Below are 16,295 nucleotides of genomic sequence, written 5' to 3' on the forward strand. Positions count from 1 at the left end.
TGCGCGGCCGTGCGCGCGATTAGCTGCAAGCAGCTTGAGAACAGGACCCCTATGTACGTATACGACGAGTACGATCAGCGGATCATCGAGGACCGCGTCAAGCAGTTCCGTGATCAGACCCGCCGCTATCTGGCCGGTGAGCTGAGCGAAGAAGAGTTCCGCCCCCTGCGCCTGCAAAATGGCCTCTATATTCAACGTTTTGCCCCGATGTTGCGGGTCGCGGTGCCCTATGGCCAGCTGACTTCGCGTCAAACGCGGATGCTGGCGAAGATCGCGCGCGACTACGACAAGGGCTACGCCCACATCAGTACCCGGCAGAACGTGCAGTACAACTGGCCTGCGCTGGAAGACATCCCCGAGATCCTGGCCGAACTGGCGACCGTGCAGATGCACGCCATCCAGACCAGCGGCAACTGCCTGCGCAACGTCACCACCGACCAGTTCGCCGGTGTCGCCGCCGACGAAGTGATCGACCCGCGCCCATGGTGCGAGATCGTCCGCCAGTGGACCACCTTCCACCCCGAATTCGCCTACCTGCCACGCAAGTTCAAGATCGCCATCAACGGCTCGAGCAGCGACCGCGCGGCCATCGAGGTCCATGACATTGGCCTGGAGCCCGTGTACAACGCGGCCGGCGAGCTGGGTTTCCGCGTGCTGGTCGGTGGCGGCCTGGGCCGTACCCCGGTAGTCGGCGCCTTCATCAATGAGTTCCTGCCCTGGCAGGACCTGCTCAGCTACCTGGACGCGATCCTGCGGGTTTACAACCGCTACGGCCGTCGCGACAACAAGTACAAGGCGCGGATCAAGATCCTGGTCAAGGCGCTCACCCCTGAAGTCTTCGCCGAGAAGGTCGAGGCCGAAATGGCCCACCTGCGCGGCGGCAGCACTACCCTGACCGAAGCCGAAGTGCACCGCGTAGCCAAGCACTTCGTCGATCCGGACTACAAGGCGCTGGACAACATCGACTTCAGCGAACTCGAACAACAGCACCCGGGCTTTGCCCGCTGGCGCACCCGTAACGTGCTGGCGCACAAGAAGCCCGGCTATGTGGCCGTGACCCTGTCGCTCAAGCCGACCGGCGTTGCCCCGGGCGACCTGACCGACAAGCAGCTCGATGCCGTGGCCGACCTTGCCGAGCGTTACAGCTTCGGCCAGCTGCGCACCTCGCATGAGCAGAACATCATCCTCGCCGACGTCGAGCAGAGCCAGCTTCACGCCCTGTGGCTGGAACTGCGCGAGAACGGCTTCGCCACACCGAACATCGGCCTGCTGACCGACATCATCTGCTGCCCGGGCGGCGATTTCTGCTCCCTGGCCAACGCCAAGTCGATCCCGATCGCCGAATCCATCCAGCGCCGTTTCGACGACCTGGACTACCTGTTCGACATCGGCGAGCTGGACCTGAACATTTCCGGCTGCATGAACGCCTGTGGTCACCACCACGTCGGCCATATCGGCATCCTCGGCGTGGACAAGAAAGGCGAAGAGTTCTACCAGGTGTCCCTGGGTGGCAGCGCCAGCCGCGACGCCAGCCTGGGCAAGATCCTCGGCCCTTCTTTCGCCCAGGACGACATGCCGGATGTGATCGAGAAGCTGATCGATGTCTACGTTGAAAAACGTACCGAAGACGAGCGTTTCATCGACACCTACCAACGTATTGGCATCGACCCCTTCAAGGAACGCGTCTATGCAGCGAATAATTAAAAACAACGAAATCGTCGACGAAACCTGGCACCTGCTGCCCAAGGACGTCAGTTTCGACGAATTGACCAACTGCGACGACTACATTGTCCCGCTGCAGCTGTGGCGCGACCACGCCCACGCCCTCAAGGCCCGCGACGGCGGCCTGGGTGTGTGGCTGGATGCCGATGAAGAAGCCGAGGAAATCGGTGACGACGTCGGTCACTTCCAGGTGATCGCCCTGAACTTCCCGGCCTTCACCGACGGGCGCAACTACTCCAATGCGCGCCTGCTGCGTGACCGCTACAAGTTCACCGGCGAGCTGCGTGCCATTGGCGATGTTCTGCGTGACCAGCTGTTCTACCTGAAACGCTGCGGTTTCGATGCCTTCGCCTTGCGCGCCGACAAAGACCCGGTCGAGGCCCTGGAAAGCCTGAAAGACTTTTCGGTGACCTACCAGGCCGCCACCGACGAACCGCAACCGCTGTTCCGTCGTCGCTGAAACAAATCGCGGGGCAAGCCCGCTCCTACCTTGGCTGGTAGGAGCGGGCTTGCCCCGCGATGCATTTACGAGATGGACTCAACGCCAGCGGCCGAGCCTGCTCCAAAGACCCAACAGGGTATTCTCGATCGAACCACTGGCGGCCAGCCCTACCCGCTCCTGAAGGCTCTTGCGCTCGGCGTAGTGTAGGTGGTAAAGGTTCGCTTCCCGAGCCCGCTCGCTCAGGTACTCGTCGCTGGTTTTGAGCTCATCGACCAATTGCTTGTTCAGCGCCGCGACACCCAGCCAGACTTCCCCGGTAGCCACTTCATCGATATGCAGCTGCGGGCGATAGCGCGAGACGAAGTCCTTGAACAACTGGTGGGTCACATCCAGGTCTTCCTGGAACTTCTCCCGGCCCTTCTCGGTGTTCTCGCCGAACACCGTCACCGTGCGCTTGTATTCGCCAGCGGTGAACACCTCGAAGTCGACATCGTGTTTTTTCAGCAGGCGATTGACGTTGGGCAACTGCGCCACCACACCGATCGAGCCGAGAATGGCAAAGGGCGCACTGACGATTTTCTCGCCGATGCACGCCATCATGTAGCCGCCGCTGGCAGCGACCTTGTCGATGCAGATGGTCAGCGGTATGCCCGCCTGGCGAATCCGCGCCAGTTGCGATGCCGCCAGTCCATAGCTGTGCACCATGCCGCCGCCGCTTTCCAGGCGCAGCACCACTTCGTCGCGCGGGGTGGCCAGGGTCAGCAGTGCGGTGATTTCGTGGCGCAGGCTGTCGGTGGCCGAAGCCTTGATGTCGCCATCGAAATCCAGCACATAGACCCGCGACTTTTCCTCGGGCTTTTTCTTGAGCTGTTTTTCAGTCTTGGCCTGCTGCTTGCGCAGCGCCTTGAGCTGGGCCTTGTCCAGCAGGCTGGACTCCAGGCGCTCGCGCAAGTCCTTGTAGAACTCGTTGAGCTTGCTGACCTGCAACTGCCCGCCACCTTTGCGCCGGCCCTTGCCACGCAAACCGGCGATGGCCGACAGGACAATCAGAATCGCGATCACCAGGGTCGCGGTCTTGGCGAGAAAGCTTGCGTACTCTGCAAGAAACTCCACAGTAACTCCTTAACATGCCTGCGCCACTGTGGCGCGAACCGATAGCCAAGCATACCGACGCGGCGGTGCTGCTGCCAATGTAGGAAATTTCCGGAAATGCAGTTCAAACGCTCTTTTCAAACGCTTGTATGTTTTTCCGTTGACAGCCTGTCGACGGCGCCCTAACCTCGGCTCATTCTTCCTGCAGGCAGACGACGTGGGCAGCATCTACCTGATTCGACATGGCCAGGCCTCCTTTGGTGCAGACGACTACGACGTCCTCTCCCCCGTGGGTATTCGCCAGAGCGAAGCCCTCGGTGAACATCTGGCCCAACTGGACCTGCGCCTTGACCGTTGCCTGGCCGGCGACCTGCGTCGCCAGCAGGACACTGCACGCCTGGCCCTGGCGGCCATGCACACTGCAGGCTGTGATGTTCCCTTGCTGGAGACCGACGCGGCCTTCAACGAGTTCGACGCTGACGCCGTGATCCGCAGCCTGCTCCCCGGCCTTCTGCCCGAGGAGCCCGAAGCGCTGCACATCCTGCGCAACGGCGCGCAGAACCGTCGCGAGTTCCAGCGCCTGTTCGCCCTGCTGATCCAGCGCTGGCACGGCGGCGAGCATCCAAGCGATTGCCTGGAGTCGTGGCAGGGTTTTGTCGATCGCGTCGATGGCGGCCTTTCGCGGGTGCTGGAGCAGGCAGACAGCGACGACAACATTGCAATCTTTACCTCGGGCGGCACCATTGCCGCCTTGCTTCACCGCGTAACCCGTATCACTGCCAGCCAGGCGTTCGAGCTGAACTGGCAGATCATCAATACCTCGCTCAGCCAACTGAAGTTTCGTGGCCGCGAGGTGGCCCTGGCTTCCTTCAACAGCCAGGCCCATGTGCAGCTGTTGAAGGCGCCGGAACTCATCACCTACCGATGAACACCGGCTCGTTGTGACCTCGCAGGTCACGCCAATCACTTAATAAGGAACACACCATGAGCGATGTAGCAAAAGCCGTCGAAGCGATGAAAGCCAAGTTCAACCCAGCTGCCGCTGCCGGTCTGGACCTGGTATTCGGTTTCAACATCACCGACGAAGACAAGCACTACGCCCTGATCGTCAAGGATGGCACCTGCGAAATCCAGGAAGGCGAAAACGCCGACGCCAACTGCACCCTGGTGCTGGACAGCGAAACCCTCAAGGGTATCGTCAGCGGCGACACCGACGGCATGCAGGCCTTCATGGGCGGCAAGCTGCGCGTTGAAGGCGACATGATGCTGTCGATGAAACTCAGCGAGCTGTTCCCGGCCTGAGCCCTGCGCTAATGCCGAACAAAACCGAAGCCTCAACAGCTTCGGTTTTTTTTCGCCTGGCCGTTCTAGCTCCAGGCATCAGGGGCGTTGATCGACCTGCAACACGCTGGCCTATAAGACGCGCCAAGGCTTGTTCGGGTCCGACGCGAGAATTAGATTAGCCAATAATCTCTGGCTTCGATCATAAGGTAAAAGCATGACGCTCACTGATCAGTCCACCCAGGTCCGGCCCGGCGAAGAACTCGACGCCGCAGTCATCGACCCTTACCTGAAGGCCCACATCGATGGTCTGAGCGGTACGCCGAGCATCAGCCAGTTTCCCGGCGGCGCCTCGAACCTGACCTACCTGGTGCAGTACCCGGGGCGCGAATTCGTGCTGCGTCGTCCACCGTTCGGTCACAAGGCCAAGTCGGCCCACGACATGGGTCGCGAGTTCCGCATTCTCAATCAGCTCAACAGCGGCTTTCCCTACTGCCCCAAGGCGTATGTGCACTGCACCGACGAGTCGTTGATCGGCGGTGAGTTCTATGTAATGGACCGGGTCAAGGGCATCATCCTGCGCTCGGACCTGCCGCCGGAGCTGGGCCTCGATGCCCAGCGGACCGAGGCACTGTGCAAGAGTTTCATCGACCGCATGGTCGAGCTGCACCAGGTGGATTACAACGCCTGCGGCCTGGGCGACCTGGGCAAGCCCGAAGGCTATGTGCAACGCCAGGTCGAAGGCTGGAGCAGCCGCTACGACAAGGCCCTGACCCCGGATGCGCCGCGCTGGGAAGCGGTCATCGCCTGGCTGCGCGAAAAGATGCCGGCCGACCACCCAAGGCCCGCTATCGTCCACAACGACTATCGCTTCGACAACGTCATTCTCGATGCCGACAACCCCATGCGCATCATTGGCGTGCTCGACTGGGAGATGACCACCCTTGGCGACCCACTGATGGACCTGGGCAACACCCTGGCCTACTGGATCGAAGCCGACGACCCAGCCCCCGTGCAACTGATGCGTCGCCAGCCGAGCAACGCCCCAGGCATGCTCACCCGCCAACGGTTCGTCGACTACTATGCCCAACGCGCCGGCATCCGCATCGACAACTACGACTTCTACTACACCTATGGCCTGTTTCGCCTGGCCGGGATTGTCCAGCAGATCTACTACCGGTTCTTCCACGGCCAGACCCAGGACAAGCGCTTTGCCCAGTTCATCCATATGAACAAACTGCTGGAGCACATGAGCCTGCAGGTCATTGCCAAGTCCAGCCTCTGACGACTACAACAAGGAAAAAACCATGTCCAAGACCCAACTGTTCGACCTCGACGGCAAGATTGCCTTCGTTTCCGGTGCCAGTCGCGGCATCGGCGAAGCCATCGCCCACCTGCTGGCCCAGCAAGGCGCCCACGTGATCGTCTCCAGCCGCAAGCTCGACGGTTGCCAGCAAGTAGCCGACGCCATTATCGCCGCCGGTGGCAAGGCCACGGCCATTGCCTGCCACATTGGTGAAATGGAGCAGATCGGCCAGGTCTTCGCCGGTATCCGCGAGCAGTTCGGCCGCCTCGACATCCTGGTCAACAACGCCGCGACCAACCCGCAGTTCTGCAACGTACTGGACACCGACCTTGGCGCATTCCAGAAGACCGTCGATGTGAACATTCGTGGTTACTTCTTCATGTCGGTCGAGGCCGGCAAGCTGATGCGCGAGAACGGTGGCGGCAGCATTATCAACGTGGCGTCGATCAACGGCGTGTCGCCGGGGATTTTCCAGGGCATCTACTCGGTGACCAAGGCGGCTGTGATCAACATGACCAAGGTGTTTGCCAAGGAATGTGCGCCGTTCGGCATTCGCTGCAATGCCCTGCTGCCGGGCCTGACCGACACCAAGTTCGCCTCGGCGCTGGTCAAGAACGATGCGATCCTCAACACCGCGCTGCAGCAGATCCCGCTCAAGCGCGTAGCCGATCCCAAGGAAATGGCCGGTGCCGTGCTGTACCTGGCCAGCGACGCGTCGAGCTACACCACCGGCGTGGCCTTGAACGTGGACGGCGGCTTCCTGTCCTGATCCCCAGGCGTTAGGAGCGGCCTTGCCCCGCGATGCGCTGTGACAGTCAGCTCGCTATCGCGGGGCAAGCCCGCTCCTACAGACCCTGACAGACGGGCTCGATCTCCATTACCATATCGGCCGTCAGGCGCAGCCCCTTCTGCGCCCAGCCGATTAAGCTCATGCCATGCCCTTCGAACTCAGCGTAGACCTCACCACCCTCGCCATTCTCGCCGCTGTCGCCTTTGTTGCCGGATTCATCGATGCCATCGCCGGAGGCGGTGGCCTGCTGACCACCCCCGCCCTGCTCACCGCCGGCATGCCGCCGCACCTGGTGCTGGGCACCAACAAGCTCAGCTCGACCTTCGGCTCGGCCACCGCCGGTTTCACCTACTACCGCCGCAAGTTGTTCCACCCCGAACAATGGCGCCACGCCCTGGCCGGCACCTTCGTCGGCGCCTTGATCGGTGCCGTGGTCGCCCACTACCTGCCCGCCGAATGGCTGAACAAGATGCTGCCGGTGATCGTCTTTCTCTGTGGCGTTTACCTGCTGTTCGGCGGCACGCCCAAGGCGCCGCTGGATGCCGATGTACCGGTGAAGAAAAAATGGCAACTGCCCCAGGGCCTGACACTGGGTTTCTATGATGGTGTGGCCGGGCCGGGCACCGGGGCGTTCTGGACCGTCAGCACCCTGCTGCTCTACCCCATCGACCTGGTCAAGGCCAGCGGTGTGGCGCGCAGCATGAACTTCGTCAGCAATGCCGCGGCGCTGTCGGTGTTCATCTTTTCCGGTCAGGTCGACTGGCTGGTGGGCCTGTCGATGGGCTCGGCGCTGATGGTCGGTGCCTTCTTCGGTGCGCGTACCGCCATCAGCGGCGGTAGCAAGTTCATCCGCCCGGTGTTCATCACCGTGGTGCTGGCGCTGACCGTGCGCCTAGCGTGGCAGCACTGGTTCGGCCAGGCCTAGGCGACGCGCCACGTACAGGTCGATCAGGTAGCGGGCAATCGAGCGCCCTGCCGGCAACGGCGGGAGCGCGTCGACCCGGAACCACTGCGCATCCTCGATTTCGTCTGGTTGCATGACGATGTCCCCACCCGCGTACTCGGCATGAAAGCCCAGCATCATCGAATGCGGGAACGGCCAGCATTGGCTACCGACGTACTGGATGTTCTGCACCTCGATCGCCACTTCCTCGCGGACCTCGCGCACCAGGCAATCCTCGGCGGACTCGCCAGGCTCGGCAAAGCCTGCCAGGGTGCTGTAGACGCCGGTGACAAAACGCGGGGATCGAGCCAGGAGAATTTCGTCGCCACGGGTGATCAGCACGATCATGCTCGGCGAGATACGCGGGTAGCTGCGCAGGTCGCAGGGCTCGCAGTACATGGCCCGCTCCCAGTGGATCTGCTGCATGGCCTGGCCACAGCTGCCGCAGAATCGGTGCTCGCGGGCCCAGGTGGCGATCTGCGCGGCGTAGCCGAGAATCTTGTAGGTATCGAAGTCGCCTTCGAGCATGAACTGGCGCAGGCCACGCCAGCTGCAACCGGCCACCGCTTGTGGGTTGCGCAGTTCGAGCAGGAACACCGGCTGGCCATCGAAATGGCCGATGCCGTGTTCGAACAACACGTCCAACTCCTGGCGCTTGAGCCAGTCGCGCGGGAACAGCGCGCCGTTGCCGTCAACCAGAAAGCCCTCGCGGCAACGGGCGACTGCCCAGCCGCCAGCGAGATTAGTGTCCAGTACCGCGGTGGTCCAACGCACTGCCATGTTCCGGTTCCTTGCGCGCGTCCGCCGCTGTAACTCAGTCGGCGAACTCGGGTTTCTGTTTGCTCATGTGGGCAGCCACGGCCACCCGCAGATCGGTGGATTGCAACATGGCGGCGTTCCAGGTGGCAATGTATTCCAAGCCATCGTCGATACGGTGATCGCGCATATAGCCGATCATTTCCTTGGTGCCGGCCACGGCAATGGGGGATTTTCCCGCAATTTCGGTAGCAATGGTAAAGACACCGTCGAGCAAGGCCTGATGGTCATCGTAGACCCGATTCACCAGGCCGATACGCTGGGCCTCATCGGCCTCGACGTTGCGCCCGGTATAGGCCAGCTCGCGCATGATGCCGTCGCCGATGATCCGAGGCAGGCGCTGCAGGGTACCGACGTCGGCGGCCATGCCCATGTCGATTTCCTTGATCGAGAACTGTGCGTCGCTGGCGCAGTAGCGCATGTCGCAGGCCGAGACCAGGTCGATGGCACCACCAATGCAGTAGCCGTGGATGGCTGCCAGCACCGGCTTGCGGCAGTTGTCCACGGCATTGAACGAAGCCTGCATGCGCAGGATGATGCGCCGCAGCGTGCGGGCGTTGCGGCCCACATCCTTGCCCAGCTCGTTGGCCAGCGAGGCCAGCATCATCAGGTCGATGCCGGCGGAGAAGTGCTTGCCGGCACCGCTGATCACCACCACGCGCACCGCATCGGTCTCGTCGATCCATTTGAAGATGTCGACTATTTCGCTCCAGAACGCCGCGTTCATCGCGTTGTACTTTTCCGGGCGGTTGATCTGCACGTGGGCGATATGGTTGTTCAGTTCGACCTTGAATGCCTGGTAGTCAGTCACAGAGCGCTCCTTGAGGGGGAAGGACAATCGCAGGACTATATCAAGGCCCCAGTCACGAACTAGACCGCGCTTGTGCCAAAACCGGGACTTTTACCTTGATCTGACGGCCTGTATCCGGCACCTTGCGCTCCTGTTGAATTATTAGGATACATTTTCATGTCCCGCTCCCTGGCCGGCGCCCTGGCCCACAACTTCCTCGGGCAGTCGCCCCGCTGGTACAAGGCGACCCTCTGCCTGTTCCTGCTGCTCAATCCTGTGCTGCTGTTCACCCTCGGCCCGGTGGTCACCGGCTGGGTGCTGGTGGTCCAGTTCATCTTCACCCTGGGGATGGCCCTCAAGTGCTACCCGTTGATGCCGGGTGGCCTGCTGATGATCGAAGCACTGGTGCTGGGCATGACCACACCCCAGGCGCTATATGACGAGCTGCAGCACAACTTCCCGGTGATCCTGCTGCTGATGTTCATGGTCGCCGGCATCTACTTCATGAAAGACCTGCTGTTGTTCGTGTTCTCACGCATCCTCCTGGGCGTGCGCTCCAAGGCGATGCTGGCCCTGCTGTTCTGTTTTCTCTCGGCGTTCCTGTCGGCGTTCCTCGATGCCTTGACCGTAACCGCGGTGATCATCAGCGCGGCGGTGGGGTTCTACTCGGTCTATCACCGGGTAGCTTCGGGAGCCAATCCGCGCGAAGAGTCGGACCTGGACAGCGACCACAACATCGCCCAACTGCAACGCGATGATCTGCAGCAGTTTCGCGCCTTTTTGCGCAGCCTGCTGATGCACGGCGCCGTGGGCACCGCCCTGGGCGGCGTCTGCACCCTGGTGGGCGAGCCACAGAACCTGCTGATAGGCCATGAGATGGGCTGGCACTTCGCCGACTTCTTCTTCAGGGTCGCGCCGGTCTCCATGCCGGTGCTGGCGGCAGGCCTGGTGACCTGCGTGCTGCTGGAGAAGCTGCGCTGGTTCGGCTACGGCACCCTGCTGCCAGACAACGTGCGTGACGTACTGGCCGCCTATGCTGCCGAAGACGATGCACGCCGCACCGCGCAACAGCGGCTGGCACTGTGGGTACAAGGCCTGGCCGCCGTGATCCTGATCGTCAGCCTGGGCCTGCACATTGCCGAAGTCGGCCTGATCGGCCTGCTGGTGATCGTGCTGATTACCGCCTTTACCGGAATCACCGACGAACACCGCCTGGGCCGCGCGTTCCAGGACGCCATGCCGTTTACCGCGCTACTGGTGGTGTTCTTTGCCGTGGTGGCGGTGATCCACGACCAGCAACTGTTCACGCCGCTGATCCAGTGGGTACTTGCGCTGCCGACCGAGCAACAGCCGGGCATGCTGTTCATTGCCAACGGCTTGCTGTCGGCGATCAGCGACAACGTCTTCGTGGCGACCATCTACATCACCGAAGTCAAGCAGGCGTTCCTCGACGGCAACATGAGCCGCGAACACTTCGAGACCCTGGCGGTGGCGATCAACACCGGCACCAACCTGCCGAGCGTGGCCACGCCCAATGGCCAGGCGGCGTTCCTGTTCCTGCTGACCTCGGCCATCGCACCGTTGATTCGCCTGTCGTATGGCCGGATGGTGTGGATGGCACTGCCCTATACCGTGGTCATGGGTGGCCTGGGATGGTGGGCAGTGACGTACTGGTTGTAAGGATTCAGTAGGAGCGGGCTTGCCCGCTCCCACAGGCCATCGCCTCACCTCGTGCGCGCGTCAACCGATGCTGTGCCACACCCTCCGATCCCGGGCCAGCAGTTCATCGGCCGCCTCCGGGCCGTCCTCGCCCGCGGCATACGGCTGGACGTCACCGCCGTCCTTCCAGGCATCGAGAAATGGCTGCACGGCTCGCCAGCCGTTCTCGATGTTGTCGGCGCGCTGGAACAGGGTCTGGTCGCCCGTCAGGCAGTCGTAGATCAGGGTCTCGTAGCCGGTGGACGGCTGCATCTTGAAGAAATCCTTGTAGGCAAACCCCAGCTCGACGTTCTCCATGGCCAAGGTCGGGCCGGGCCGCTTGGCTTGCAGGTCGAACCACATGCCTTCGTTGGGCTGGATCTGGATCTTCAGATAGTTGGGCTTGATCTTCTCGACTTCGGTGTCACGAAACTGTGCATAGGGCGCAGGCTTGAAGCAGATGGCGATCTCGGTGTCGCGCACACTCATGCGCTTGCCGGTGCGCAGGTAGAACGGCACGCCCACCCATCGCCAGTTGTCGATCATCACTTTCAGGGCCACATAGGTTTCGGTCTGGCTCTGGGGATCGACCCGTGGTTCCTGGCGGTAGCCGGACAACTGCTTGCGCCCGAGCTTGCCGGCGGTGTACTGCCCGCGTACCGAGTTCTTCAGGGCCATGTTCTTCGACCAGGGGCGTATGGCACCGATGACCTTGGCCTTCTCGCTGCGCACCGCGTCGGCGCCAAATGCCGCGGGCGGCTCCATGGCAACCATTGCCAACAGTTGGAACAGGTGATTGGGCACCATGTCACGCAACGCGCCGGTGTGGTCATAGAACGCCCCCCGGGTCTCCACCCCGACAGTTTCGGCGGCGGTGATCTGCACATGGTCGATGTAGTGATTGTTCCAGAAAGCTTCGAACAGGCCGTTGGAGAATCGACTGACCAGGATGTTCTGCACCGTCTCCTTGCCCAGGTAATGGTCGATGCGGTAGATCTGTTTCTCGCTCATCACCTTGAGCAGGCAGGCGTTGAGCGCCTCGGCACTGGCCAGGTCCGAGCCGAACGGTTTTTCCACCACCACCCGGCGAAAGCCGTCGGTTTCATCCAGCAGGCCGGCGGCCCCCAGGCGCTGCACCACTTCGCCGAAAAAACGCGGCGAGGTGGCCAGGTAGAACACCGCATTGGCGCTCGGGTTCTTTTCAATGCGCCGGGCGATGGCCTGGTAGGTCGCCTCGTCGAGGAAGTCGCCGGTCAGGTAGCCAATGCGCTTGGCCAGGCGGTTCCAGCGCTTGTCGTCCAGGCACTTTTCGGCGCCTTCCCTGCCCTTGTCGCGCTCGCGCATGAACGCTTCGAGGCGTTCGGCGAACTCGGCATCGGTGGCGCTGTTGTGGTCCACCCCGACAATGCGCAAGTTCTTGTCCAGCAAGCCGTCACGGCTGAGGTTGTAGAGGGCCGGCATCAATAGCCGTTTGACCAGGTCGCCATTGGCGCCGAACAGGAACAGGGTGCAAGGGGGAGCCGCTTCGATCCGTGCTGTACTCATTCAGGTTTCTTCTCGACATGGCCACCGAAACCAAAGCGCATCGCCGAGAGCATCCGGTCGGCGTAGGTGCCCTGCTGCTGGCGCGAACGAAAACGGGCGAACAACGCGCTCGACAGCACCGGCACCGGCACGGCCTGCTCCACGGCCGCATCGATGGTCCAGCGCCCTTCGCCGCTGTCGGCCACCGAGCCGTTATAGCTACCGAGCTGCGGATCGGCCACCAGGGCATCGGCAGTCAGGTCCAGCAACCAGGAAGTGACCACGCTGCCGCGGCGCCATACTTCGGCAATCTCGGCCACATCCAGGTCAAAGCGCTGCTCGGCTGGCAAAGCCTCGCTGCCCTTGCTCTTGAGAATGTCGAAGCCTTCGGCATAGGCCTGCATCAGGCCGTATTCGATGCCGTTGTGGATCATTTTCACGTAGTGCCCGGCGCCTGCGGGGCCGGCGTGGATATAGCCCTGTTCGGCCCGCCCGGCCGGCCCCTGGCGACCGCGGGTGCGAGGAATGTTGCCGACACCGGGCGCCAGTGAGGCGAACAGCGGATCGAGGCGATCGACCACCGCTCTCTCGCCGCCGATCATCATGCAGTAGCCACGCTCGAGACCCCAGACACCGCCGGAGGTGCCCACATCGATGTAGTGCAGCGCGCGCTTGCCCAGCTCGCTGGCGCGGCGGATGTCGTCCTTGTAGAAGGTGTTGCCGCCGTCGATGATCACATCGTCGGGATCCAGCAGGTCGGCCAGTTGCGCAATGGTCTGCTCGGTCGGCTCGCCCGCCGGCAGCATGACCCACACCGCGCGCGGCTTGTGCAGCTTGCCCACCAGGGCGCCGAGGTCATGCGCGCCATTGGCCCCCTCGGTGGCCAGGGTCTCGACGGCCTTGCGGTCGCGATCATGAACCACTGTCTGGTGGCCGTCGCGCATCAGTCGCCTTGCAATATTGCCGCCCATGCGGCCCAGCCCCACGATTCCCAGTTGCATGTGCCGATGCTCCCCTTGAATGAAAACTGCCGGTTCAGGCCTTCAAGATTAGTCCAGCACGGGCAGACTTGGTTCAGCGACGAACGGCAAGACAGCAAGAAACAAAAAAGTTCCCATGCCCCTCAAAAGAATTCAGAATCCCCGACCGACCGAGCAACTACGCTTGCAACCAACAACCAGCCATTTGCGAGGTGTGCAATGGGAACCCTTCTAGCGAAAATGCCGCCCCAGACGCTCTACGTCACCATTACCCGGGAGGAGTTGCGGCGTCTGCGGGAAGAGCGCGATCGGTTGCAACAGCAAGTCGCCACCCTCAGCCAGCAGCTGGAACAAGCCAAGTCCGACGGTAAGAACGCACTCGTCTGAGCGAGCCACGGCAGGTGGCTACACCCTCTGCCCGCCAACTTCTATAGCGCCTTGGTCCAGAACTGCATGGCGCCATGGGCCGGATCGAACCGGGCATGTTCAAAGCCGAAGGTGCGGTAGCTGGCCTGGGCAACCGGATTGCCTTCGAGCACCTCCAGTGTCAGCTTGCAGCAACCGCGCTGGCGGGCGATTTCCTCGACCTTGGCAAGCATGCGCTGGCTCAGGCCCTTGCCACGATGGGCCGGCACCACCGACACGTCATGGACGTTCACCAGTGGCCGGCAGGCGAAGGTAGAAAACCCCTCGAAGCAGTTCACCAAGCCCGCCGGCTGGCCATCGACGAAGGCCAGCACACTGAAGGCATGGGGCCGCCGGGCCAGCTCCTGCGGCAGTTGCTCGAGCAACTGCGGATCGAGCGGCTGGCCGCCGCCCATGGGATCACGGGCATACTGGTCCAGCACCAGGCCGATGGCTTCTGCATGCATCGGGTTGCTGTAGCTGGCCTGCAATACCAGAATCTGTTCGGCGTCCATGGTCATCCTTGTCCCTTTGAGCATTTGGCCCCCGGCACGCGCCTGGGGAAATCGGGGGATTGTACGACATGCCGGTGACTGAAAGTTAAGTGACCAGCGGGTCACATTTCCCGGCGCATCTCTCCTACACTCAGTAGCGGCCACGAGATTGTCCGGAAAACTCGACTGAAAAAAGTCGAACTTTCTGAAATCGCAAAAGGTCAGCAAGTTAGTAGGTCAACGTTTCTGGTCATCCAGACACGGTCCACCCACCCCAATTTGTCAGCACGCCGTCGACACGGATTGTCGACTTGCGTTGCGCTTGTGCGCATGACAGCGGGGCATGGATCGCAATGCACTTCCACACACAGAGAGATGCCTTCAGCAGACACACAATAACGGGTGACCACGCCCGCCACATAGGGACGGAGAGAAGTATGATCAGTGCCGCTGTCGAACCCAACGTAGAGCATTTCACCCCGGACAACCGCGAGCCGCTGGCCACGCATATCAGCACGACAGCCAAGGCACCCGACGCCGACTCCCGGCACAATCCGCATAAACGCAAAGTGTTGTTCGTGACCTCCGAAATCGCCGATCTGGTCAAGACCGGCGGCCTGGGCGATGTTTCCGCCGCCCTGCCGCGGGCGATGCGTCACCTGCACGATGTGCGGGTGCTGATCCCGGGTTATCCGCAGGTGCTGGAAAGCGAATACCCGATTCACCTGGTGGGAGAGCTGGGTGGGCATGCGGCATTGCCGCCCTGCAAGATCGGGCGCATGGACCTGGCCGACGGCCTGGTGATCTATGTGCTGATCTGCCCCGAGTTGTACCAGCGCGAAGGCACTCCCTATGGTGCCAACAATGGTCGTGACTGGCCTGACAATCACATCCGCTTTGCCCGCCTGGGCCTGGCCGCCGCTGAAATCGCCGCCGGCGAAGGCATGGTGCACTGGAAGCCCGACCTGGTGCATGCCCATGACTGGCCCGCAGGACTGGCCCCGGCCTATATGCACTGGCGCGGCCTGCAGACCCCTACCCTGTTCACCATCCACAACCTGGCGTACCAGGGCGTGGTCAGCCGTGCCTGCTGCCCGGAACTCGCCATCCCCAACCATGCCTTGCAACAGGAAGGCATGGAGTTCTACGGCAAGCTGTCGTTCCTCAAGGCGGGCCTGGCCTACTCCAGCCACATCACCACGGTCAGCGCCACCTACGCCCGGGAGATCACCACCCCGGACTTTGGCTGCGGCCTGGATGGCTTTCTCGGCAGCAAGGCCCAGCAAGGCCTGCTCAGCGGCATACCCAATGGCATCGACGAAAGCTGGGATTCTGCCAGCGACCCGCACCTGGCCCACCCGTTCAGCCTCAACGACTGGGACGGCAAGGCGGCCAACAGCCGCCAGGTTCGTGAGCTGTTCGAACTCGAACCGTCCACCGGCCCGCTGTTCGCCGTGGTGTCGCGGCTGGTCTACCAGAAGGGCCTGGACCTGACCCTGGGCGTGGCCGACGACATCGTCAGCCAAGGTGGCCAGATTGCGATCATCGGCCGCGGCGAGCCGGAAGAAGAACACGCCATGCGCGAGTTGGCGCTGCGCCACCCAGGCAAGATCGGCGTGCGCATCGGCTTCAATGAAACCGATGCCCGGCGCATGTTCGCAGGCAGCGATTTCCTCCTGATGCCGTCGCGCTACGAGCCCTGCGGCCTGAGCCAGATGTACGCCCAGCGCTTCGGCTCGCTGCCGGTGGCGCGCAATACCGGCGGGCTGGCCGACACTATCGACGACGGCGTCACCGGGTTTCTGTTCGACGAGTCCACCGTCGAAAGCTACCGCCAGGCCCTGAGCCGCGCCTTCTATGTCTATGCCAAGAAGGACTTGCTCAACGCCATGCGCTGCCTGGCCATGACCCAGCCGTTCAACTGGTGCCAGGCGGTCGAACCCTATGCACGGCTGTACGAGGAACTGGTCGAGCGGGCCCGGGTGACGGGCCGCTGAGGACGAGGTGGCAGG

Annotated in this window: 16 protein-coding genes; 10 read left to right on the plus strand and 6 right to left on the minus strand. The window is 62.4% G+C overall.

All coding sequences use genetic code 11. The features are described from left to right. The first annotated feature begins 51 nt into the window (after nucleotides 1-51). Both NPS58_RS15435 and NPS58_RS15440 read left to right on the plus strand, forming a co-directional pair. Entirely contained in the window at nucleotides 52-1,704 is a 1,653-nt protein-coding gene (locus NPS58_RS15435; RefSeq protein WP_274116221.1) for a nitrite/sulfite reductase, read from the plus strand. Then, nucleotides 1,688-2,182 carry a DUF934 domain-containing protein gene (locus NPS58_RS15440; RefSeq protein WP_274116222.1) on the plus strand — a complete coding sequence of 165 codons (495 nt, stop codon included), beginning with the start codon at nucleotides 1,688-1,690 and terminating at the stop codon, nucleotides 2,180-2,182. The genes NPS58_RS15435 and NPS58_RS15440 overlap by 17 nt, the downstream gene beginning before the upstream one ends. Nucleotides 2,183-2,260: 78 nt before the next feature. Here the strand turns inward: NPS58_RS15440 and sohB are convergent, their stop codons facing one another. Further along, nucleotides 2,261-3,277 (minus strand): protease SohB, encoded by a 1,017-nt coding sequence (gene sohB / locus NPS58_RS15445; protein ID WP_274116223.1) that lies wholly within the window; start codon nucleotides 3,275-3,277, stop codon nucleotides 2,261-2,263. Between the two features lie 196 nt (nucleotides 3,278-3,473). Here sohB and NPS58_RS15450 point away from each other — a divergent pair, with 196 nt between their 5' ends. The 5 genes from NPS58_RS15450 (at nucleotide 3,474) to NPS58_RS15470 (ending at nucleotide 7,558) form a co-directional block, all read left to right on the plus strand. Next, nucleotides 3,474-4,184, plus strand: coding sequence for a histidine phosphatase family protein (locus tag NPS58_RS15450; RefSeq protein WP_274116224.1), 711 nt, complete (start codon nucleotides 3,474-3,476; stop codon nucleotides 4,182-4,184). 56 nt (nucleotides 4,185-4,240) lie between these two features. Beyond that, on the plus strand, nucleotides 4,241-4,558 hold the full coding sequence (locus NPS58_RS15455; protein ID WP_028941938.1) for an SCP2 sterol-binding domain-containing protein: 318 nt from the start codon (nucleotides 4,241-4,243) through the stop codon (nucleotides 4,556-4,558). A gap of 196 nt (nucleotides 4,559-4,754) precedes the next feature. Then, nucleotides 4,755-5,822: a phosphotransferase family protein gene (locus tag NPS58_RS15460; RefSeq protein WP_274116225.1), complete on the plus strand. Its 1,068-nt coding sequence runs from the start codon at nucleotides 4,755-4,757 to the stop codon at nucleotides 5,820-5,822. A 22-nt stretch (nucleotides 5,823-5,844) separates the two neighbouring features. After that, nucleotides 5,845-6,612 carry an SDR family oxidoreductase gene (locus NPS58_RS15465; RefSeq protein WP_274116226.1) on the plus strand — a complete coding sequence of 256 codons (768 nt, stop codon included), beginning with the start codon at nucleotides 5,845-5,847 and terminating at the stop codon, nucleotides 6,610-6,612. A gap of 166 nt (nucleotides 6,613-6,778) precedes the next feature. Continuing rightward, complete coding sequence (locus tag NPS58_RS15470; RefSeq protein WP_274116227.1) at nucleotides 6,779-7,558, plus strand: TSUP family transporter; 780 nt, start codon at nucleotides 6,779-6,781, stop codon at nucleotides 7,556-7,558. Here NPS58_RS15470 and nudC read toward each other — a convergent pair. Together nudC and NPS58_RS15480 are read right to left on the minus strand one after the other, a co-directional pair. Then, entirely contained in the window at nucleotides 7,526-8,356 is an 831-nt protein-coding gene (gene nudC, locus NPS58_RS15475) for an NAD(+) diphosphatase (RefSeq protein ID WP_274116228.1), read from the minus strand. The genes NPS58_RS15470 and nudC overlap by 33 nt on opposite strands. A gap of 34 nt (nucleotides 8,357-8,390) precedes the next feature. Beyond that, the gene (locus tag NPS58_RS15480; RefSeq protein ID WP_274116229.1) at nucleotides 8,391-9,203 is read right to left on the minus strand and encodes a crotonase/enoyl-CoA hydratase family protein; all 813 of its coding nucleotides are present in this window, start codon (nucleotides 9,201-9,203) and stop codon (nucleotides 8,391-8,393) included. A 156-nt stretch (nucleotides 9,204-9,359) separates the two neighbouring features. On the opposite strand from NPS58_RS15480, the gene nhaB reads away from it, so the two are divergent. Next, nucleotides 9,360-10,862, plus strand: a complete 1,503-nt coding sequence (gene nhaB, locus NPS58_RS15485; RefSeq protein WP_274116230.1) for a sodium/proton antiporter NhaB — start codon at nucleotides 9,360-9,362, stop codon at nucleotides 10,860-10,862. Between the two features lie 60 nt (nucleotides 10,863-10,922). Here the strand turns inward: nhaB and zwf are convergent, their stop codons facing one another. Beyond that, nucleotides 10,923-12,425 (minus strand): glucose-6-phosphate dehydrogenase, encoded by a 1,503-nt coding sequence (zwf, locus tag NPS58_RS15490; RefSeq protein ID WP_274116231.1) that lies wholly within the window; start codon nucleotides 12,423-12,425, stop codon nucleotides 10,923-10,925. Then, nucleotides 12,422-13,405 (minus strand): phosphogluconate dehydrogenase (NAD(+)-dependent, decarboxylating), encoded by a 984-nt coding sequence (gene gnd / locus NPS58_RS15495; RefSeq protein WP_425313073.1) that lies wholly within the window; start codon nucleotides 13,403-13,405, stop codon nucleotides 12,422-12,424. Before gnd ends, zwf begins: the two co-directional genes overlap by 4 nt. Nucleotides 13,406-13,603: 198 nt before the next feature. Between gnd and NPS58_RS15500 the strand changes: the two genes are divergently transcribed. After that, on the plus strand, nucleotides 13,604-13,771 hold the full coding sequence (locus NPS58_RS15500) for a DUF6026 family protein (RefSeq protein ID WP_274116232.1): 168 nt from the start codon (nucleotides 13,604-13,606) through the stop codon (nucleotides 13,769-13,771). A 41-nt stretch (nucleotides 13,772-13,812) separates the two neighbouring features. Here the strand turns inward: NPS58_RS15500 and NPS58_RS15505 are convergent, their stop codons facing one another. Then, nucleotides 13,813-14,304, minus strand: coding sequence for a GNAT family N-acetyltransferase (locus NPS58_RS15505; RefSeq protein WP_274116233.1), 492 nt, complete (start codon nucleotides 14,302-14,304; stop codon nucleotides 13,813-13,815). Nucleotides 14,305-14,720: 416 nt separating this feature from the next. On the opposite strand from NPS58_RS15505, the gene glgA reads away from it, so the two are divergent. Then, nucleotides 14,721-16,280, plus strand: a complete 1,560-nt coding sequence (gene glgA, locus NPS58_RS15510; protein WP_274116234.1) for a glycogen synthase GlgA — start codon at nucleotides 14,721-14,723, stop codon at nucleotides 16,278-16,280. Nucleotides 16,281-16,295 lie beyond the last annotated feature (15 nt).

This window comes from Pseudomonas putida, from assembly GCF_028682455.1.
Classification (GTDB): Bacteria; Pseudomonadota; Gammaproteobacteria; order Pseudomonadales; family Pseudomonadaceae; genus Aquipseudomonas; species Aquipseudomonas putida_AA.